This is a genomic window from Butyrivibrio sp. (genome assembly GCF_015056685.1).
GTDB lineage: Bacteria > Bacillota > Clostridia > Lachnospirales > Lachnospiraceae > Butyrivibrio.
In genome coordinates, this window is the sequence record NZ_SVFW01000021.1 from 1 (window position 1) to 19859 (window position 19859).

At 42.5% G+C, this 19859-nt stretch carries 22 protein-coding genes; all 22 read left to right on the forward strand.

Annotated elements, in window-relative coordinates; all coding sequences use genetic code 11:
- The first annotated feature begins 196 nt into the window (after positions 1-196).
- Positions 197-1018: a hypothetical protein gene (locus E7303_RS08980; RefSeq protein ID WP_292144896.1), complete on the forward strand. Its 822-nt coding sequence runs from the start codon at positions 197-199 to the stop codon at positions 1016-1018.
- A 98-nt stretch (positions 1019-1116) separates the two neighbouring features.
- Positions 1117-1422 (forward strand): hypothetical protein, encoded by a 306-nt coding sequence (locus E7303_RS08985; RefSeq protein ID WP_292144897.1) that lies wholly within the window; start codon positions 1117-1119, stop codon positions 1420-1422.
- 590 nt (positions 1423-2012) lie between these two features.
- Positions 2013-3095, forward strand: coding sequence for a DUF5688 family protein (locus E7303_RS08990; protein ID WP_292144899.1), 1083 nt, complete (start codon positions 2013-2015; stop codon positions 3093-3095).
- A gap of 108 nt (positions 3096-3203) precedes the next feature.
- Positions 3204-3431: a hypothetical protein gene (locus tag E7303_RS08995; protein ID WP_292144900.1), complete on the forward strand. Its 228-nt coding sequence runs from the start codon at positions 3204-3206 to the stop codon at positions 3429-3431.
- Positions 3432-3433: 2 nt separating this feature from the next.
- Positions 3434-3880 carry a hypothetical protein gene (locus E7303_RS09000; protein ID WP_292144902.1) on the forward strand — a complete coding sequence of 149 codons (447 nt, stop codon included), beginning with the start codon at positions 3434-3436 and terminating at the stop codon, positions 3878-3880.
- Between the two features lie 11 nt (positions 3881-3891).
- Positions 3892-4371, forward strand: a complete 480-nt coding sequence (locus E7303_RS09005) for a PcfB family protein (protein WP_292144904.1) — start codon at positions 3892-3894, stop codon at positions 4369-4371.
- The gene (locus tag E7303_RS09010; RefSeq protein ID WP_292144905.1) at positions 4368-6131 is read left to right on the forward strand and encodes a VirD4-like conjugal transfer protein, CD1115 family; all 1764 of its coding nucleotides are present in this window, start codon (positions 4368-4370) and stop codon (positions 6129-6131) included. The genes E7303_RS09005 and E7303_RS09010 overlap by 4 nt, the downstream gene beginning before the upstream one ends.
- A 247-nt stretch (positions 6132-6378) precedes the next feature.
- Complete coding sequence (locus tag E7303_RS09015) at positions 6379-6591, forward strand: Maff2 family mobile element protein (RefSeq protein WP_026494173.1); 213 nt, start codon at positions 6379-6381, stop codon at positions 6589-6591.
- A 53-nt stretch (positions 6592-6644) separates the two neighbouring features.
- Positions 6645-6854 (forward strand): type II toxin-antitoxin system Phd/YefM family antitoxin, encoded by a 210-nt coding sequence (locus tag E7303_RS09020; RefSeq protein ID WP_292144908.1) that lies wholly within the window; start codon positions 6645-6647, stop codon positions 6852-6854.
- A 154-nt stretch (positions 6855-7008) separates the two neighbouring features.
- Positions 7009-7875: a VirB6/TrbL-like conjugal transfer protein, CD1112 family gene (locus E7303_RS09025; RefSeq protein ID WP_022766324.1), complete on the forward strand. Its 867-nt coding sequence runs from the start codon at positions 7009-7011 to the stop codon at positions 7873-7875.
- Between the two features lie 18 nt (positions 7876-7893).
- Positions 7894-8283 (forward strand): PrgI family protein, encoded by a 390-nt coding sequence (locus E7303_RS09030; RefSeq protein WP_022762209.1) that lies wholly within the window; start codon positions 7894-7896, stop codon positions 8281-8283.
- A 16-nt stretch (positions 8284-8299) separates the two neighbouring features.
- Positions 8300-10687, forward strand: coding sequence for a VirB4-like conjugal transfer ATPase, CD1110 family (locus E7303_RS09035; RefSeq protein WP_292144910.1), 2388 nt, complete (start codon positions 8300-8302; stop codon positions 10685-10687).
- Positions 10688-10705: 18 nt separating this feature from the next.
- Positions 10706-12460: a C40 family peptidase gene (locus E7303_RS09040; RefSeq protein ID WP_292144911.1), complete on the forward strand. Its 1755-nt coding sequence runs from the start codon at positions 10706-10708 to the stop codon at positions 12458-12460.
- A gap of 12 nt (positions 12461-12472) precedes the next feature.
- A complete protein-coding gene (locus tag E7303_RS09045; protein ID WP_292144912.1) occupies positions 12473-12814 on the forward strand; it encodes a DUF4315 family protein in 342 nt (113 codons plus the stop codon).
- Positions 12801-13601, forward strand: a complete 801-nt coding sequence (locus E7303_RS09050; protein ID WP_292144914.1) for a DUF4366 domain-containing protein — start codon at positions 12801-12803, stop codon at positions 13599-13601. The genes E7303_RS09045 and E7303_RS09050 overlap by 14 nt, the downstream gene beginning before the upstream one ends.
- A 128-nt stretch (positions 13602-13729) precedes the next feature.
- The gene (locus E7303_RS09055) at positions 13730-15331 is read left to right on the forward strand and encodes an ArdC family protein (protein WP_292144915.1); all 1602 of its coding nucleotides are present in this window, start codon (positions 13730-13732) and stop codon (positions 15329-15331) included.
- Positions 15331-15744: a hypothetical protein gene (locus E7303_RS09060; RefSeq protein ID WP_292144916.1), complete on the forward strand. Its 414-nt coding sequence runs from the start codon at positions 15331-15333 to the stop codon at positions 15742-15744. Before E7303_RS09055 ends, E7303_RS09060 begins: the two co-directional genes overlap by 1 nt.
- Positions 15745-15751: 7 nt before the next feature.
- A complete protein-coding gene (locus E7303_RS18025; protein WP_330601648.1) occupies positions 15752-16513 on the forward strand; it encodes a helix-turn-helix domain-containing protein in 762 nt (253 codons plus the stop codon).
- Position 16514: 1 nt separating this feature from the next.
- Positions 16515-16850 carry a plasmid mobilization protein gene (locus E7303_RS09070; protein WP_292144917.1) on the forward strand — a complete coding sequence of 112 codons (336 nt, stop codon included), beginning with the start codon at positions 16515-16517 and terminating at the stop codon, positions 16848-16850.
- 161 nt (positions 16851-17011) lie between these two features.
- Entirely contained in the window at positions 17012-17665 is a 654-nt protein-coding gene (locus tag E7303_RS09075) for a hypothetical protein (RefSeq protein WP_292144918.1), read from the forward strand.
- A gap of 2 nt (positions 17666-17667) precedes the next feature.
- Positions 17668-18150: an NUDIX hydrolase gene (locus tag E7303_RS09080; RefSeq protein WP_292144919.1), complete on the forward strand. Its 483-nt coding sequence runs from the start codon at positions 17668-17670 to the stop codon at positions 18148-18150.
- Between the two features lie 75 nt (positions 18151-18225).
- A complete protein-coding gene (locus tag E7303_RS09085) occupies positions 18226-19638 on the forward strand; it encodes a relaxase/mobilization nuclease domain-containing protein (protein WP_292144920.1) in 1413 nt (470 codons plus the stop codon).
- Positions 19639-19859: the final 221 nt, after the last annotated feature.

Sequence of the window (19859 nt, forward strand, 5' to 3'; positions counted from 1 at the left end):
ACCCTGCATTAAGAGATTTTTTGAGGGGATTTACCGGAAGTGACGACGAGAGTTAAAAAGATAGGAAGTTAACAATTTATGTTCAAGACAAGGGCACTCAATGATAGTATTCAAGTTACAGCATATCATCTTGCTTATGGTTTAACGTGCTGTTTATAACGCAATATAGTATAATTGAAATAACAGGAGGTTAAAAATGAAAACAAAACTTTTAGCTTTTCTAATAATCATTTCCATCATTTGTATAGGGTGCGGCAACAAAAATGTCGAAACAATCGACAATACCATGCCTACTTCTATAAAAAGCTTTGAGGAACTTGGCTTTAAAATCTATGATGCAAGCAATGAATCATTGGGAGTTAAACTGTTCCCAGGCGCAAATATACACTTTTCAACTATTATAATGAATGAAAATATGTCAGTAATTGGTTTCACGGATAATTATGAAATGATGTATTGCAGAGATTTAAAAAACGATAATTGGAGTATGATAACGGCATACAACCCCAATTATAAAGATAATACATATAAAACGTTTCAAGACGGAAGCCAATTTCCTGCAGTTGCTCTAAAGAATGCTTATATTATTGCGCAAATAATGAGTAAATCCCCAATTAATTCAATGAAATATGTTTTGCCTCAGAAGCTGGCAGACACAATCTCAGATGAAAATATCGAAATAACTCTCAATTTGTTAGGAAACTCAAGCGAGAATGGTGACTTCCCTAAAGATATTTCTGAAGGAATGTGGATGATTACATTTTCTGGTAAAGGAACAAATAATAGCTTAACCATAGTACCCGGTAAGGCAAATCCGCAGATCAATGCCGGCACTCTAGACATTATGTTTGAAAGTAGTGTTATTGAAACATATCCTGAGCTTAGAGAGCTTTATGCAAATGTATTTAATGAAATGGATAAAGAAGGTAGTTCGTTCAACTCAGATTATATGAAAGCTGAACTTGGCGACAACACAATCAAAGCAATTCAGGCTGTACTTCCGTATTTGAGTAAGTAATAGTCAAAAAAGTTATCAAGCTCAAGTATCTATTAAAAAAGAAATCTTTATGGACTTCGTTACTATTTAAGATTTGTTAAAGAAACAATAGGAATCAAATGCGAATAAGGAAATTCATAATACATATTTTAGCTGTTCCTGCGTTTTCGGAAAATGTATTTGATATTCTACATAAAAACTGTGCCATTATACTGTTAACCACTAGAACAACACCATTTCTTGATGACATAGATATTCCTAAATTGGTCGTGGATATTGAAGAAGAAAAAGAATATGGTGCATTTAAGAGATACCATGCAAGACTGATAATAAGCTTTTTAAAGATGCTTCCCAAGCATGTTACTGATGCATATGTATCTTGCTCAAAGGGGGCTCACGTAGCCCAGGGTGCGCAGCTGCGTTGATGCTTATGTCAGGCAGAAGCGATGCAGATATATGGCTGAATCCATTTTATACGCCAAATGTACTGGTGTTTAAGACCCTATGCAGGGAGTTTGGCCTGTTTATGCCGGATGTGTTTGTGGCATTTAGGCAACATACGAATGTTAAAGCTTATAAAAAAGCTAAAAAATGAAGAGTGCTGGAAAATATGAACGATGGCAGATTCTTTGATGCTATTCTACCTTCTTTCTTACATGATGAATCCTTGGTCTGGGTTTTTATTGACGCGAAGGGAAGCGAGTATTGCTTTTCATCAGGGAAAGACGGAAGTGATGCGATCTATCTTAAAAACTTTCCCCTAACTTTCCCTCAATTTTCCACCTAAAGTACCCAAAGTTTCCCCCGTTGGTAACTTTTCATTCGATTTTAGGCATGATATTATTATAATGCGCCAAATGATACGGATTACAAAAATGAAGTCCGTACCACAAGGCGTTTTTTCTTTTGCAAAAGAACAGCTTTATTAGACAAATCACTGTGTTGTGACACTAACGTCATAACCCAGTGATTTTTTTGGGCCAAAAACAAATTTGAAAGAGAAGAGGAAAACAACATGGATTTTGAAACATTTAAGGAAAACCTTGCTAAGGACGTTAGGGAAGCACTTGATACAAGAACCGGTGGCGACACACTGGTGGAGACCAGAACAGTAGATAAGATGAATGAAACATATGAGGCAATCACAGTAAAGCCGGAGGACAGCATCATCGGAGTAAATATTAATGCAACAGCTCTTTACAAGGAGTACGAGGACGGAAGATCATATGATTCCATTGTTGAGGGAGCTGCTGATATGGCGGACAACGCACTTAAGTCCAGACCTGAGTTTGATGTGGATGCATTCAGCGACTACGACAAGATGAAAGATTCACTTGCTATGGAAGTTGTTTCCAAGGATAGAAATGCAGATCTTCTTGAGACGGTTCCTCATAAGGATATTGAGGATATGTCAGTGGTCTATCGCTTCGTGATCGGAGATACAGCCCAGGGCACAGGAACAATCCTTGTGACAAATCAGATGATCGACAATTACGGAATCACCGCAGATCAGCTCCATGAAGATGCCGTGAAGAATGCTCCTGAGATCAGACCTCTTGTCATCGAGGGAATGGCAGAAGTACTTGCCAAGCAGATGGGAGTTGAGGACCTTGAGATGCTTGGTCTTAACATTCCACCTGAACAGGAGCAGATGTTTGTTGCATCTGTAGAAGGAAACGTTCACGGAGCCGGAGTTCTGGCATATGAGGATTTCATGGACAAGGCTTCTGAAAGAGTTGGAGGTCAGAGCTTCTTCATTTTGCCCAGCTCTATTCATGAGCTTCTGATTATCCCTGACAATGGCAACTTTGACCTCAAGAGCCTTGAGAACATGGTAAAAGAGGTAAATGCCACAACTGTGGATCCTGCAGACCAGCTCACAGACAACGTATATCACTACGATGCTCAGGACAAGGTATTTGAGCTTGGTGAGAAGTTTGTAGAGCGTCAGGCTGAAAAGGAGACAAAGATTCACGAAGCTTCTGAGAAGAAGTCACTTCTTGGAGACCTTAAGGCAGCCAAGGATGAGGCGGCAAAGACACCTCACAAGGATGCTGCTGAGATCGGCACTAAGACAAAGGGTGAAGCGGCACTCTGATAAAACCATTCACTAATATGGGAATAAGATAACTGCGCCGGACTGATGTGCACACTAAGCCTGGCGCTGTTTTTTAAAGACATTTTCTAAGAACGGGGAGAGAAGAGGATGAGTAAAGGCAGAGAACGTCAGAGAGCCAACAAAAGGAAGGCTCAGGGGCGAAAAGCGCTGAACTGTTCAAGGTTTAGCTGCAGGGATTTGAATCCAATTCCGCAGGGAGGGATCAAGCCGCAGAATTGTAAAACGCCTTGTTCATATGGAACAGGAAAACCATTCTGCTATCCATGCATGGCTAAAATCATGGACGAACACAGAAACTCAAGAAAGGCGGCTTAAAGATGGAAGAGCTAAAAATACAGATAGAGCTGGATCCGGTCAATGACAAGATAATCCAGTTTCCGGGGGACGCAAGAAAAATAAAGAGCGATATCAGTAATCCAATGGCTCTTGTGGTAGGAACGGACAGTAATTTTCGTACAGTGAGTACCAGAGAGTTGGACAGGATGCTGGAGGCTCTGGGTGATGATGGATTGGCATATTCGCTTTGTGATGACTATGCAATGGTATTTTCAAGCAAAGCCATAGTATATACGGAGTTTGGAAACTACCTTGTGGGAAGTGCCGTGTTTATGAAGACGGGCAGAGATTCCAGGATAAAGGAACTTTCTGATATAGACATAAAGGCGATAAGAACTCTGTTTGAGAGGAGCCTTGTAAAGCTAAGCTGCGCATCAGTCAGCTTTAAAGCATTTCCTCTTGAACATGACTATGGCGAAGCTGCATGAGGTAGATGCCTATGAATAATGGTGAGACTTCAAAAGAAGCCATAAGGTTTGTGATAAATGTTGCCAGAGTTTCCGGGAGCGGCCTTATAAAGGGAATAAAGATCTATATGAGAAACCATGAAAAGAGACATAATGCTCCAAAAGAAGGTAAGCAGACGGTAAAGGAACTTATTAAGCAGGGGCAGGGGGCTTCAAGCATGGAAGTAAGCGGTGAGAGTATCGGAACCTTCAAGAAAATTGCTAACAAATACGGAGTGGATTTTGCGATTGTAAAAGACAAGACAGCAGATCCGCCTCGTTATATGTGTTTTTTTAAGGCTAAGGATATGGATGCCATCACGGCTGTTGTAAAGGAGTATTCTGCAGAAATCGTGAAAAGAGAGCAGAAGAAGGAAAAGCCCAGTCTTGTGCAGCAGATCCGTAAGCTTAAGGAAGAAATCTCAAAGAAGCCTCGCAAGGTAAAGACGAGATTTAAGGAGAAAGTCAGATGAACAGAAAGATAAAAAAGAAAATCATCCTTAATATCCCGTATGTTGCTGTGGGGCTTTTCTGTACCAATCTTGGCGAAGCATGGAGAATAGCCTGGGGGAGCAATATGTCTGAAAAGGTCCAGGGGCTTGTCCTTTATGGCGGACTTAGTAAGGCATTTGCAAATATGCTGCCCAGTTTTCATCCGTTTGATTTGTGTATCGGCATTGCTTTTGGAGCAGGTCTTAGGCTTGCAGTCTATATCAAAAGCAAGAATGCGAAAAATTTTCGTCACGGACAGGAGTATGGATCAGCGAGGTGGGGAAAACAGGAGGACATAGAACCATTTGAGGACCCGGTGTTTGCAAATAATGTGATCCTGTCACAGACAGAACGCATCACCATAAACAACAGGCCAAAGGATCCCAAGCTAGCAAGAAACAAAAATGTCCTTGTGGTAGGTGGTTCCGGTTCTGGTAAGACAAGGTTTTTTATAAAGCCGAATCTCTTACAGTTCCACAGTTCCTACGTTTTGACTGATCCCAAGGGAACCGTCATCAATGAAGTGGGAAATGCTTTTGTGCAGGCTGGATACAGGATAAAGATATTCAACACTGTGAATTTCAAGAAGAGCATGCATTTCAATCCGTTTCAGTATATCCATTCGGAGTCTGACATATTGAAGCTTGTAACAACGCTCATGGCAAATACCAAGGGTGAGGGTACTCCCGGAGATCCGTTCTGGGAGAAAGCCGAGAAACTGCTTTATACAGCACTTATCGGCTTGATCTATTATGAGGCTCCTGAGGAAGAGAGAAATTTCAATACACTTGTTGAAATGATTAATTCCATGGAGGTAAGGGAAGATGACGAATCCTTTCAGAATGCAGTGGATATCCTGTTTTCAAGACTTGAAAAGAAGAATCCTGACCACTTTGCAGTAAGGCAGTACAACAAATATAAACTAGCCGCCGGCAAGACAGCCAAATCTATTTTGGTTTCATGCGGCGCAAGGCTTGCCTGCTTTGACATTGAGCAGGTTCGTGAAGTTATGAGTTATGACGAGCTGGAGCTTGATACGCTGGGGGATAAGAAGACAATCCTGTTCCTTATCATGTCAGATACGGACAGCACTTTTAATTTTCTTATCAGTATCATCTACAGCCAATTGTTCAACCTCCTTTGTGAAAAGGCTGATGATGTGTATGGGGGAAAACTTCCGGTACACGTTCGCTGCCTCATTGATGAGGCGGCGAATATCGGCCAGATACCTAATCTGGAGAAACTTATGGCTACTATCCGAAGCCGTGAGATATCAGCAGCGCTGGTTCTTCAGGCAAAGTCACAGCTGAAGGCGATATACAAGGATAATGCAGAGACCATCTGTGCAAACTGCGATTCCCAGATATTCCTTGGCGGATCCGAGCAGTCAACGCTGAAAGATATAAATGCTACTCTCGGAAAAGAGACCATTGATATGTACAACACTGGTGAGTCTAGGGGAAGTCAGCCAAGCTACAACATGAACTATCAGAAGCTTGGTCATGACCTTATGAGCATTGATGAGCTTTCTGTAATGGATGGCTCAAAGTGCATTGTGCAGGTGAGGGGCGTAAGACCTTTCCTGTCAGATAAATATGATCTTACGCAGCATCCGAACTATAAGTACACAGCGGATGCAGACAAAAAGAACTGGTTTGATGTGGAGAAGTTCCTTAGCCACAGAGTAGTTCTTAAACCCGATGATGAATATGAAGTCATTGAGGTAACAGATGAGGACTAAGATCTATTGTCATGTCGATAAAGGGCGTGGTTCTAAAGATCTTTTCCTATAAAAGCCCGTAAAAGGGCAGGTGTGGCCACACGCCGGGAATCAGTCGACGGGTTTCCGGCAGCAACTATTAACCGGCATCACAGCAAAACGAGTGGTGTCGCTGACAAACAAAAACTATTTGCAGAAAGGAGATACTGTGCTATAATACCCATAGATATTCATGGGGCTAATATAGTACGGTAGAATAATAGCTACTATGGCATTTTTTCAGAGTTCAATCACAACATTGCAGACAATCGTAATTGCCCTCGGAGCAGGTCTCGGAGTATGGGGCGGTATCAACCTTCTTGAGGGTTACGGCAACGACAATCCCGGTGCGAAGTCACAGGGAATGAAACAGCTGATGGCTGGCGGCGGTGTTGCTCTCATCGGTACAACTGTAGTACCTCTTCTTGCAGGACTTCTTTGATTTGTCCATGCGTATAATTCGTGCTACTATATTCATGAAAGGCAGGTACTATCATGAATATAGACACGAAGACGCTTGTTTCAATCACTGATGCAAATCACAACTTTTCCAGAGTTACGAAGATAGTGGAAGAGCATGGATCTGCTCTTATCCTTAAAAATAATGCCCCTAAATATTTGATGCTTGATCTGACCACAGTAGATGAGAAGTCGGTCGAAAGCATAATGAAGAAAACGAGCGCGGGTAAAAAGTCATCCAAGTAACCTGGAAGAGGCTACATCCTGAATAATGACAACTGAATATAGGAAATACTTTCATGGACTGGTCATGTGGGAAATCCCATAGCCAGTCCTTTTTTGATTCAACAGAAAATGAAAAAACCAGCACTTTGCTGGCTATAGAAACAGGAGGGATATTTTGGAAAGAGTATGGCAGGAACTGGAAGAACATCTCAAAGAGTACATAATCCCTTCCCTTATGACGCTGTTCCAAACCATGTTTGGATATGTGAATGATGAAGTCAGTGGAATTGCTTCTGACGTTGCAATGACTCCATCGGCTTTTTCACCATCGGTATTTGGCATGGTAAGGAATGTTTCGGAAAATGTGATAATGCCGATTGCGGGCATAATACTGACGTTTGTTGCGTGTTATGAGTTGATACAGCTTATCATCAGTTACAACAATCTGGCGAACTTCGAGACATGGTTTATCTTCAAGTGGATATTCAAGACAGCAATTGCGGTAGAAATCATCACACATACCTTTGATTTTGCAATGGCTGTATTTGATGTGGCTAATCATGTGATATCAAGCGCGGGTGGAGTCATAGCTGCTTCCACAGCAATAGATTCCTCGGCACTTTCATCACTGCAGTCCACGCTTGAAGCCATGAATATTTTTGAACTTTTCGGACTGTATTTTCAGGTGTCCATCATCTTCATAACAACCCTTATATTATCCAAGATAATATTTGTGATCATTTATGTGAGGATGATAGAAATCTATATGTACGTTTCCATGGCTCCAATCCCATTTGCAACATTCGGTAACAGGGAGCAGAGTGCTATGGGAATGAACTACGTGAAGAGTCTATTTGCCCTTGGTTTCCAGGGATTTCTCATCATGATTTGTGTAGGCATCTATGCGGTGCTCATACAGTCCATAGCATTTACAGGAGATATAGTCGGATCCCTCTGGGGAGTTGTGGGCTATACGCTTCTGCTTGCATTGTCCCTATTTAAGACAAGCACAGTTGCAAAGTCGGTATTACAGTGTATTTAAGGGAAAGGAGTAACAGATATGGCAGCTTCGTACATAAGCGTGCCAAGAGACTTAACGAAGGTCAAAAGCAAGGTGTTCTTGAATCTGACCAAAAGACAGCTCATATGTTTTACAGTGGCGGCACTCATAGGAGTACCGTCATTTTTTCTTATAAAGAGCGTGGCTGCGGTCAATGTGGCAGTGATGGGAATGATGGTGCTTATGATGCCCATATTCTTTTTTGCCATGTATGAAAAGAACGGAAGGCCTTTGGAAGTTTATCTTGGCCATTTTATACAGGCCGTTTTTATAAGGCCCAAAAAACGTCCGTACAAAACGGATAACTATTATGCAGCACTGGAGAGATGTGCTGCTACGCAGAAGGAGGTGGAGAAAATTGTTCGTGCTTCCATGGAAGAAAAAAGATAATTCCAGGGAATTTAAAATGCCCGAAGGATTATCACGAAAACAACAGGAAGAAGTAAAAGTAATTATAAAAAATGCAAGGAAGGACGATGGGACTCCAAGATCGGCCCAGCAGACACTTCCTTTTGAGAGAATGTTCCCGGATGGTATCTGCAGAGTAGGAGGGGATTTCTACACAAAGACGATACAGTTCCAGGACATCAACTACCAGCTTGCACAGCAGGAGGATAAAACGGAGATATTTGAGGAATGGTGTGGATTCCTGAACTTCTTTGACAGTTCGGTGCAGTTCCAGCTTTCATTCATGAACTTCGCAACAGAGATAGGGGATTTTGAGAAAAAGATAGCAATTCCCCATCAGGAAGACGGATTCAATGATGTAAGGGATGAGTATTCAGGAATACTCTTAAAGAACATGCAGGCAGGTAATAACGGACTTACCAAAGTAAAGTATATTACTTTCGGTATCCATGCGGATTCAATGAAGTCCGCGAAACCAAGGCTGATCCATATTGAAATGGATATCCTTAACAATTTCAAACGTCTGGGAGTAATAGCTGAGACTCTTAACGGAGCACAGAGGCTTGAACTCATGCACAGACAGACTCATATGGGAGATAATGCAAAGTTCCATTTCGACTGGAAGTATCTTGCTGGCAGCGGTCTTTCAGTAAAAGACTTTGTGGCTCCAAGCTCATTTGAGTTTCCTAATGGAAGATATTTCAAGATGGGAGATACCTGGTGTGCCATGAGTTTTCTTTCAATCGATGCTTCCGATGTGAGTGACAGGATGCTTGCGGATTTCCTTGGAATGGAATCCAGTCAGATTGTCACAATGCATCTTAAGTCAGTAGACCAGAACGAGGCTATTAAGACTGTAAAACACACGATCACCGAGCTTGACAGAAGCAAGATTGAGGAACAGAAAAAGGCAGTAAGAGCCGGGTATGATATGGAAATAATTCCATCAGACCTTGCAACATACGGAAAGGATGCAAAGGCACTTCTTAAGGAACTGCAGTCTCAGAATGAGAGAATGTTCCTTCTGACTTTCATTATCATGAACACAGGAAAGACAAAGGAAGAGCTGGATAACAACATATTCCAGGCTTCATCCATAGCACAGAAGCATTCATGCAATTTGATAAGACTTGATTTTCAGCAGGAGCAGGGCTTTGTAAGCACACTGCCTCTTGCATATAACGAAGTTGATATCCAGCGTGGTATGACAACTTCAAGCACAGCTATTTTCGTGCCTTTCACGACACAGGAGCTTTTCCAGGATCACAGGGGCGCTCTGTATTATGGACTTAATGCACTTTCAAACAACCTTATCATGGTTGACAGAAAGATGCTTAAGAATCCTAACGGACTTATCCTTGGTACACCTGGTTCCGGAAAGTCTTTTGCTGCAAAGAGGGAGATTGTAAATTCCTTCCTTGTAACAGACGATGACATCATCATTTCGGATCCTGAGCAGGAGTATAAAGCTCTTGTGGATTACCTTGGTGGTCAGGTAATAAGAATCAGTCCTACATCCACGCAGTATGTAAATCCTATGGATATCAACATGAACTATTCTGATGATGATAACCCGGTCATGCTGAAGGTTGATTTCATCCTTTCACTTATGGAGCTTATCATGGGTTCAAGGGATGGTCTGCAGCCTACAGAAAGAACAGTCATCGACAGATGTACAAGGGCGGTTTACAGGAAGTATCTTGAAAATCCTGTGCCTGAGAATATCCCGATACTGGAAGATCTTTACAATGAGCTACTTAAACAGGATGAGCCTGAGGCAAAGTATGTTGCAACTGCTCTTGAAATATATGTAAGTGGTTCGCTCAGCGTATTCAACCACAGGACAAACGTAGATATCAATTCAAGGCTTGTTTGTTATGATATTAAGGATCTTGGTAAGCAACTTAAGAAGATAGGTATGCTGATAATTCAGGATCAGGTCTGGGGCAGAGTTTCAGCCAACAGAGAGATGGGAAAGTCTACAAGGTACATCATGGATGAGATGCACCTGTTACTTCGCGAGGAACAGACTGCAGCCTATACTGTAGAGATTTGGAAGAGATTCCGTAAGTGGGGCGGCATACCGACTGGCGTTACGCAGAACGTCAAGGACTTCCTCGCGAGTGCTGAAGTTTCCAACATTTTCGAGAACTCAGACTTCATAATCATGCTTAATCAGGCCATTGGTGACAGACAACTTCTTGCCAAGCAGCTCAACATAAGTCCACACCAGCTTTCGTATGTAACACATTCGGGAGAAGGTGAAGGACTTATTTTTTATGGAAATGTCATTCTGCCATTTATAGACAGGTTCCCTAAGGATACAAAGATCTATAAGGCAATTTCCACCAAGTTCTCAGAATCATCTGAGGATAAAGCTGCTTAAACAGACAGGAGATGAGTTATGGAAGAAGGATTATACACAAGGAATCCTCCCAATGAGGAGGATTCTGCATCTCCGGAGGATAAGGCTCCGAGAGTGCATGGAAACAAATTAAAGAATAAGGATTCTGCCAGAAGATATTACGAACAGAAGCTCCGTACCGGTAAAGCTGATAACAGCATGACACCTGAGGAGAAACAGCACAGGGACAAAATAAAGAAACAGGCACAGAAGAAGGCTGCAGAGGTCGAGAAGACAAGGAAAGCAGAGGAAGCAAAAAAGAAGGACCGAAATGTGAGTAAAAGCTCGGGAAATCTTTCGGATGCAGCATCGAAAACCGCAGCTGGAGTCGGAGTCATGTCAGATGTTGTGAACTCTACGGATGATGGCAAAGGAGAGAGTGCTGTTGCCGAGGAAGTTTTTGATATTGGCGGATATGTTGCCAGCGGTGCAGTCAGTCACGTTACTTCGAAGGTAAAAAGCGGTAAGTACAGCAAGAAAGTACATGGGAAAAGAGAACTTTCAGGCGGAAGTACAGATGCTGCAAAGGAAAGAGCAAGGAAAGAACTTCAGAGGAAAATGATACAGAAGCAGGCCAAGGCTGCAGAAGGCGGTGCCAAGTTTGGTGAAAAGGTAGGAGAAAAAGCCAGAGATGTAGTAAGTGCAATCGGTGAGTGGATGAAGAACTTTGCCGAAGAGCATCCCGTGATCAGCATAATCGTGGTTCTGATACTTCTTGTAGTGCTTGTATGCGCTGGATTTCTTAATTCCTGTGCAGCAATCGGATCCGGAGTGGGCGATGTGACCATAGTAACCTCTTATACTGCAAAGGATGAGGATATCTTAGCTGTAGAGGATGATTACAAGGAGCTGGAAGCAGGGCTTCAGGACGAGATAGATGAGATTGATACGGATGGATATGACGAAGTTAATTACTATCTTGATGAAGTAGGGCACAATCCATATCAGCTTGCAGCGATACTTACTGTGATTTTTGAGGCTTATACAAGGGATGAGGTCCAGGCTAAACTACAGGAAATCTTTGAACTACAGTATGAGATCACTACGGAAGAGGTTGTAGAGACCAGGGAAAGAGAGGTCGAAGACGTAAGGTGGGTTGAGGATGATTCCTACGAAGATGGCGGCTATTGGGAAGAGTATACCTACACCGAAGAATATGAGTACTACATCCTTAATGTATATCTTGTAAATCACACCCTTGATGAAGTGGTTGAAGAGCTTGGCTTCACTGACGATGAGATGGCACGTTACGAAGTGCTGCTCGAGACCTATGGTAACAAGAAATATCTCTTTGGCGAGGAAGATTACTACAACATCCCCGATGATCATCCCGGAGACAGAGACGACTATCATGTGCCGGGGGAATACCTTACAGATGAGCAGTTTGCAAGGATGCTCCATGAAGCTGAGAGCCATCTTGGAACACCTTATGTCTGGGGCGGTTACAGTCCTTCGGGATTTGACTGCTCAGGATTTGTGAGCTGGGTAATAAATCACTGCGGTAACGGATGGAACTTTGGAAGACTTACTGCAAACGGACTCAGGGCAAGAACAGACTATGTTCCAGCTTCAGATGCAAAGCCAGGAGATCTTATCTTTTTCCAGGGCACATATGATACAGCCGGGGCCAGTCATGTCGGAATATATGTCGGCAACGGAATGATGATCCATGCAGGTAATCCTGTGAAATACTCATCAATCAACACGCCATACTGGCAGAGCCATTTCCTTGAATTTGGCAGGATTGGCAGTTAAGGGAGGACAGATATGTTTGAGAAACTGAATAAACTAAGAACTGAGCATGAAAAGGCCAAGGCGAGGTTAGAAGAAGCCAAGGCAAAGTATGAGGAAGCAGAAGAAAAGCTAAATGCAGAGCTGGCTACAAGCATACTTGATGTGGTTGCACGAAAAGACTTCACACCGGAACAGCTTGCAGAGCACCTTGGCGTAGCTGATAAGGAAAAGACTGCTTCATCCAAGAGTAAGAAAAAAGAAGCAAAGCCTACGAAGGAAGAAGATGCCGAGCCACTGCCTTTTACAGATGATACAGATGCTCGTGATACTGAAAATGATGGAATTATGGAGGATATCTTAAATGAAAGCTTTTAAGTTAATAACTGCCAAGGCAAAGGTACTTGGCTGCTCAGTGGCTCTTATGGGGTCACTTTTTTGTTTTACACCGGTAACTGCATTTGCAGGTGGATATGACTGCACCTGTGAGACTAAGTGTACTGAGGATCATGTTGATGAAAACTGCAAACTCTGCAAGAAGGACTATCGTAACTGCGAGGGCAAGGAGCCTGAGATCGAGGAAAAGTGGGGACCACTTACTCCGGATGGAAATATGGAACTTGTTGATGATTACGGAAGTCTTGAAGCCGGTGGCAAGCAGTTCATTACTGTTATGACCAAGAACGGCAACTACTTTTACATCATTATTGACCGTGATGATGACGGTAATGAGAAGGTTCACTTCCTCAACATGGTTGATGAGTCAGATCTTTTATCTCTGATGGATGATGACCAGGTAAGTGAATATATCAAAGTTACAGGAATAGGTAAGGAAGAGGAAAAAGAGCCTGAGGTTGTAAAGCCAGAGCCACAACCTGAACCGGAGCCTGAACCCGAACCGGTGGAAGAAAAGCCTGAGAAGGAGCCTGTGAATGTGACAGGAATCATGGCAATCATTCTTATTATTGCACTTGGCGGTGTAGGCGGATTCATGTATTACACATCAACAAAGAATTCAAAGAAGAAGTCCAGCGGTGAGGATCCTGATCAGGACTATGAAGACGAAGACTATCTTAAGAGCATGAGTTCTGATGATGACGATGATGAGATCCAGCTTGATAGTGAGCAGGCTGATGAGTCTTCAGGTGATGGAGGTGATGAGTGATGGCAAGAAAATCAAGATATGTTGCATACGCAAAGAAAGCAAAAAGCAGCGTGAAAGGTGTAAAGAAGCAGGAGCCGGTAAAGGCTCCTGCTGGCGTTAAGGGCGAAAGAAAGTAAGAGGAGAATCTTATGGATGAAAAAAGTGCAAAAAACGGCAATGAATACCAGCGCCCATCCAATGAAGAAAAGCTGAAAGAGCTGACGGACAAGCTGCAGGATGGTGTAAAGGCAGTCCGTGACAGTGCAGAATACAAAAAGCTGCTTGCTACAATGGCAAAGTTTCCACATTATTCCCTGAACAACTGCATGCTTATAGCAATGCAGAAGCCCGATGCAACTTTATGTCAGGGCTATAATGCTTGGAAAAAGATGGGGCGCTTTGTAAGAAAAGGCGAGAAGGGCATAAAGGTCATAGCACCAAGTCCTTATACAATCCAAAAGGAAGTGGATGTGCTGGATTCAAAAGGTCGCCCGGTTCTTGATCAGGACGGGGAGCCTGTGAAGCAGACAAAGGAACTCAATCTTATGGGATTCAAGGCAGAGACAACTTTTGATATTTCACAGACGGAAGGAAAAGAGCTTCCGAGAGTCGGAGTTGATGAGCTTAAGGGCAGCATTGATAAGTATGAGGTCCTCATGGGAGTTCTTAAGGATATAAGTCCTGTTCCGATAGGCTTTGAGGACATCAAGAGTGGAGCTAAGGGATATTATCACACAGAAGATAAGAGAATCGCGGTTCAGCAGGGAATGAGTGAGCTGCAGACTCTTAAGACCTGTATTCATGAGATTACTCATGCGATGCTTCACGGAGATACAACTGAGAATATCAGCAAGAATCGCAAGGAACTTGAAGCTGAAGGTACAGCAAGTATTGTGTTATCTTTCATGGGCTATAACACGGATGACTACAGTTATCCATATCTTTGTGGATATACATCTGATGCGGATATGAAAGAACTCAAGGCTTCGCTTGGAACAATCAGACAGACTTCATCCAGGATCATCAAGAAGATTGAGGATACGCTGGGAGAAATCTACAAGGAGAGAAATCCTGAGATTGTGCCGGATAACGAGCCGGGGAAAGATTCTTCCGGGAAGATGAGGGGGGTTGATGAAAAAGAAATCAGCACCAGCAATAAAAGTCCTATATCAAATGTTGCAACACTACCGAAAGAAAAGGATATTGCAGAAAGAGCAGCCATACTTGTTACGGAACTAATTAAAGAACCGGGCGTGGACATAAAGCCCATTGAAGAAGTTACGAAATGTTATGGTATTGCTCAGACAAATGCCTGGTATGGTGGCCCTAAAGAGTTCCACTTTCTGTCTGAAAAGGGACAGATTGATCTCATTGGACACACCTATGAATGTGGATATGAAGATTTCAGTGCCACGACAACGATAATGGAAAATGGCAAAGTGCTGTTCGACCTTGATGGCGTATGCACAGGAGCATATAAGATCAGCGTTAGAAATGAAGGAAGCTTTAAAAGTGGAAGTGAGTGCATAAAGTATCTTGAGGAAAAATATAAGAATGAAAGCTTTATTGCGGTGGATAGAGATGGACAAATAATCCCAAAGAAAAAGACCATTGGAACAGTACGTATACTTCCCGATGGTGCCGGAGGAAAGAAACAGTCTCTTTTGGACTCGCTGAAAGTTGAAAAGGAAAAAATCAAAAATAGAATAACCGGAAATACCGGTAAGGATGAAAAGGGGGTGGCAATCTGATGGGGACAGTAGATGATGGATGGAAGGATGCTTCTGATTTTTCAGATGAGCTTCCTTTCGGAAAATTTGAAGATGGCAGTGGTTCCACTCAGGCGTATGAGGCTGATGATATTGTCGGCAACTGTCCTGTGTGCGGGACTCACGTTGTAGAACGTGAAAAGGGATTTTTCTGTAACAATATGGACTGCAACTTTGCACTCTGGAAGAATAACAGATTTTTTCAAGCTATAGGCAAGGAGATGACTAGAGAAGTTGCGGATGATCTTGTGAATGGTGGAACAGTCAAGCTCGTTGACTGTAAGTCTCAGAGAACAGGAAATACATTTAGCTGCTACGTTGATCTTACAACTGACGAGGAGGGAAAAGCTCATTTCGAGATCCGATTTCCCAAAGGCGGGCGCAGAAGGGAGTGATATCGTTATGGAAAGAAGAACAGGAACACCCATTGAAAAGTGGGATGATGTTAATGGTAAGACTAAAGATGCAACGGCTGTTTCTGTAAATGACCTGTCACAGGGCGAGAGGTTTATCCAGCTTCGTGAGAGTACAGGCATGAACAGGGCAGAGTTTGCAGATTATCTCGGTATTCCTTACAGAACAATGCAGGACTGGGAGCGTGATGCACGTACCATGCCAAACTATGTTTTCGCTCTCATCGAGTATAAGGTTACTGCTGAGTTTGGCTTAAGAGTTCCGCAGGAACTTGATCCTAACACAATCGGTAATGTCAGAAGAGGTCTTGAGGATCAGCTGGAGCAGAACGACAATATGATCGGTGATGGTGTGATCAACAATGTTGCTCCTCAGAATCCTGTGGAGAATATGAAGGATGACAATGCCAACGGAATTCCTGATGAACAAGAGAAATCCATAAAAGAACTTGAAGCTGAGCGCGACAACCTCACAAAAGAGCTATACGAATATGAAAGTAGTGTCGATATGTATATGCTCAGTAGAGGTGGAGAAAGTGATTATTCTGATGGCATGGTTGATGATATCATTGCAATGAGGCAAGAAATTGAAGCACTCGATGCAAAGATTGAGGGACTGCATGAACAACAAGAAATGGAATCTGTTAGCGTGAATGCCGAGAAAAAATCTCTTCTGGATCAGCTTCATGAGCTGAAACCAGAACCTTCAGAGCGTCCTCACAGGTCATTGTATCCCGAGCTGGTACTGTGATATGGCAGTAAGTTATGGCGAGAGCATCCTTATCAAAATGACTCCAGAGGATATCAAGGCTATAAAAGCCAAGATGGAACAGGCTGGAATAAAAAACAGGAGTGCATATATCAGAAAGATGGCAAGGGACGGATATATCATCATGCTTGATCTTTCTGACTTAAAAGAAGTGCTTCGTCTGCTCCGTATCAACAGTAATAACCTGAATCAATATGCGAAGAAAGCAAACGAGTGTGGTGAGGTATATCGCGAGGACATGAAGGTGCTACAGTCGCAGCTTGATGAGATCTGGGAAGCTGTAAGAGGTATACTTGAAAGATTGGCGAATATAAGCTGAGTTTTGCGGCCATGGGATTTATTCTCATGGCCGCTTTTCTGATTCTGATTGATAATAATGGTGCTAAAATTATATTGCAGTGCAATGTTCATTGTGGTATATTCTAATGATTTAGCAGGATAATGCTATCTGGACGGGTAGGGGAATCGAAAGGAGAAACTATGTATCATTGGGTTGAAGACAAAGATTTCCTAACACGTGCTTATCATGATTGTGCAGACCTTGTAAACCAACTTGTTCAAGAACTTAAGAACTATGGAATTGAAGCGAGGATGAATGTTGTTGGTAGCAAAAAGCGTAATATGATTACGCAGAATGGTAATGAGCCAATCGACTTCGATTTTAATCTTCTTATTGAGAATCCAAATGATTATCCTAACGGAAAAGATTTGAAAGAGGATATCCGAGAAGCATTTGATGAAGTGTTGTCGGCAAATGGCTGGGGTACGTGCGATGATTCTACATCGGCACTTACCACGAAGCAGATGGTGTTTAAGAAAGGGAATCAGACACCGTTCTCAGTTGATGTGTGTATTGTGAAAGAAGATCGATATGGACTACATAGACTTATCCATCGCAAGACTGGTTATGTTGCTTTTGATCAGTGGTATTGGAATCTTGTTCCTAACTCACATGAACTGTGGGAGAAAGAAGATGCGCTAAAGCCAGATTATTGGATGGAAGTTCGAGAGACTTATTTAGGAAAGAAGAACCTATATCTGAGCCGGCAACAGATGGATGAGCATCCTTCATTTAATTGCTATATCGAGGCAGTAAATGAGGTTTATGAAAAAGTAAGAAGGGGTGTGTTATAAAGATGAACAAAGACATGACAGTTCCTTGCGAGGATGGATTGATCAATCTTCGCGTTGGGGCGATTATTATGAAGAACGGAAAAATACTGATGGTGGGGAATGATCGAGCAGATTATCTTTATTCGGTCGGTGGACGCATCAAGTTCGGAGAGACATCTGAAGAGGCAGTTGTGCGTGAAGTGTATGAGGAGACCGGTGTTAAGCTTGAGGTTGACCGCTTGGGCTTTATTCACGAGAACTATTTCTATGGAGATGCTGCATCTAATCTTGGTAAGTTGATCTATGAGGTTTCATATTTTTATTATATGAAGGTGCCGGAGAATTTCGAGCCCGTTTGCATGAGCATGACTGAGGATGATAATGAGGAATTTCTGCGTTGGATAGATGTTGACAATCCTATCAAGTACTATCCTGAGTTTTTCAGAAACGAATTATTACATCCAGCAGATGGGGTTAAACATTTTGTGACTGACGAAAGAAAATGAATATTAAAAACATAGTACTTATTAGATTAAGTGCAACTCTTCGGAGCTGCACTTATTTTTGTGGAGAAAAATATTATGGCAGCAACAAGACTTATATCATTACACATGAACAAGGGAAGGACGCTGGCGAAGTGTCTGAAGGACAGAACGGATTATGAAATGAATCCGGACAAAACAGAACAAGGGAAATATGTTTCATCTTATGCCTGTGATCCGAAGACTGTAGTGGAAGAATTTATTTTGTCCAAGAGAGAATATGAGCAGAAGACGGGCAAGCATCCCAAGAACGATGTCATTGCATATCAGATAAGGCAGTCCTTCAAGCCGGGAGAGATTACACCGGATGAAGCAAACCGAATCGGATATGAGACTGCCATGAGATTTACAAAAGGAAATCATGCCTTTGTTGTATCGACTCATACGGACAAGGCTCACGTTCACAATCACATTATCTTTAACTCCACAGCCCTTAGTGGTGACAGGAAGTTTAAGGATTTTCTTTTGTCGGGCATGGCGCTTGGAAGACTTTCCAATCTTATCTGCATGGAGAATGGATTATCTGTAATTGCTCCGCAGCCATATCACAGCAAGACAACCTATATCCATGAAGAGCGAGGTCCTACTTTCAGGGACAAGCTCAGGGAGTCAATCGATGTTGCTCTTTCCAAAAAGCCAGGCTCTTTTGAAGATCTTTTGTCCGAACTTTCCAGGCAGGGCTATGAAATAAAACGAGGCAAGCATACTTCTGTCAGAGGAAATGGTCAGCAGAGATTTATCCGTTTCCGTTCCCTGGGAGATGGTTACACGGAAAAAGACCTGATGAAAAAGCTGGAAGGAGTCGAGAAGGGAACAGCTCCTAAGGAAGAGACTATAAAGGAAGAACAGAAACCATTTTACAGGGATGATAAGTTTGACCTTCTGATAAACATCCAGGACATCATCGCCCAGGGAAAAGGTCCTGGCTATGAGATGTGGGCGAAGAAGTTCAATGTGAAAAATGTCATGAAGGCGATTCTCTTTTTCCAGGAGAAGGGACTCAGGACTTATGCAGAGCTGGAAAAAATGGCAGGAGATACTTCTGACAGATTCTCCCAGCTCTCCGATGACATCAAAGGGTATGAGAGCAAGCTGAAGAAAATCTCAGAACAAAAGAAAGTCATAAAAGATTATTCCAGTACAAAAGAAATATATCAGCAGTACAGGCAGTCCGGCTACAACAGAAAATTTTTTGAAGAGCATAAAGAAGAGATCATGACTCATAAAGCAGCGAAAGATGCTTTTGACAAACACAAAGGTAAGTTTCCATCTTATCAGGAACTCAGTGCTGAGTATGACAAAGTGCTTTCAAAAAAGAGAGCTGCCTATGCCGAGTACAAGGAAGTCAGAAAAGATATGCAGACATATCAGACTGCAAAATATGACATCGACCAGATACTTGGTATTGGAAAAGAACAGCAGCAGAATAAAAATCGTGAACGCTCACGATAACCTTTTGGGGCAGTCCATCGTGGCTGCCTCTTTCTATTAACAATCAACCGTGCGTCTTTGCCATCTTCTTGGCGGAATTTCTTTTAGCTCCGAAAGGAGCGTAGTCGGATTTTTATCCGAGGCGAGGGGATTGGGGATGTGCCCCAACAAGTGAGTTTCGGGAAGGTATATACCGAAACCCCACTTGCCACTTTACTCTACCCCTTTGGGGATGGGGATAA

What these genes read in the sequence shown, in the direction of transcription:
- E7303_RS08980 (WP_292144896.1), top strand. Translation starts at nt 197, where the DNA reads ATGAAAACAAAACTTTTAGCTTTTCTAATAATCATTTCCATCATTTGT.
- E7303_RS08985 (WP_292144897.1), top strand. Translation starts at nt 1,117, where the DNA reads ATGCGAATAAGGAAATTCATAATACATATTTTAGCTGTTCCTGCGTTT.
- E7303_RS08990 (WP_292144899.1), top strand. Translation starts at nt 2,013, where the DNA reads ATGGATTTTGAAACATTTAAGGAAAACCTTGCTAAGGACGTTAGGGAA.
- E7303_RS08995 (WP_292144900.1), top strand. Translation starts at nt 3,204, where the DNA reads ATGAGTAAAGGCAGAGAACGTCAGAGAGCCAACAAAAGGAAGGCTCAG.
- E7303_RS09000 (WP_292144902.1), top strand. Translation starts at nt 3,434, where the DNA reads ATGGAAGAGCTAAAAATACAGATAGAGCTGGATCCGGTCAATGACAAG.
- E7303_RS09005 (WP_292144904.1), top strand. Translation starts at nt 3,892, where the DNA reads ATGAATAATGGTGAGACTTCAAAAGAAGCCATAAGGTTTGTGATAAAT.
- E7303_RS09010 (WP_292144905.1), top strand. Translation starts at nt 4,368, where the DNA reads ATGAACAGAAAGATAAAAAAGAAAATCATCCTTAATATCCCGTATGTT.
- E7303_RS09015 (WP_026494173.1), top strand. Translation starts at nt 6,379, where the DNA reads ATGGCATTTTTTCAGAGTTCAATCACAACATTGCAGACAATCGTAATT.
- E7303_RS09020 (WP_292144908.1), top strand. Translation starts at nt 6,645, where the DNA reads ATGAATATAGACACGAAGACGCTTGTTTCAATCACTGATGCAAATCAC.
- E7303_RS09030 (WP_022762209.1), top strand. Translation starts at nt 7,894, where the DNA reads ATGGCAGCTTCGTACATAAGCGTGCCAAGAGACTTAACGAAGGTCAAA.
- E7303_RS09035 (WP_292144910.1), top strand. Translation starts at nt 8,300, where the DNA reads ATGCCCGAAGGATTATCACGAAAACAACAGGAAGAAGTAAAAGTAATT.
- E7303_RS09040 (WP_292144911.1), top strand. Translation starts at nt 10,706, where the DNA reads ATGGAAGAAGGATTATACACAAGGAATCCTCCCAATGAGGAGGATTCT.
- E7303_RS09045 (WP_292144912.1), top strand. Translation starts at nt 12,473, where the DNA reads ATGTTTGAGAAACTGAATAAACTAAGAACTGAGCATGAAAAGGCCAAG.
- E7303_RS09050 (WP_292144914.1), top strand. Translation starts at nt 12,801, where the DNA reads ATGAAAGCTTTTAAGTTAATAACTGCCAAGGCAAAGGTACTTGGCTGC.
- E7303_RS09055 (WP_292144915.1), top strand. Translation starts at nt 13,730, where the DNA reads ATGGATGAAAAAAGTGCAAAAAACGGCAATGAATACCAGCGCCCATCC.
- E7303_RS09060 (WP_292144916.1), top strand. Translation starts at nt 15,331, where the DNA reads ATGGGGACAGTAGATGATGGATGGAAGGATGCTTCTGATTTTTCAGAT.
- E7303_RS18025 (WP_330601648.1), top strand. Translation starts at nt 15,752, where the DNA reads ATGGAAAGAAGAACAGGAACACCCATTGAAAAGTGGGATGATGTTAAT.
- E7303_RS09070 (WP_292144917.1), top strand. Translation starts at nt 16,515, where the DNA reads ATGGCAGTAAGTTATGGCGAGAGCATCCTTATCAAAATGACTCCAGAG.
- E7303_RS09075 (WP_292144918.1), top strand. Translation starts at nt 17,012, where the DNA reads ATGTATCATTGGGTTGAAGACAAAGATTTCCTAACACGTGCTTATCAT.
- E7303_RS09080 (WP_292144919.1), top strand. Translation starts at nt 17,668, where the DNA reads ATGAACAAAGACATGACAGTTCCTTGCGAGGATGGATTGATCAATCTT.
- E7303_RS09085 (WP_292144920.1), top strand. Translation starts at nt 18,226, where the DNA reads ATGGCAGCAACAAGACTTATATCATTACACATGAACAAGGGAAGGACG.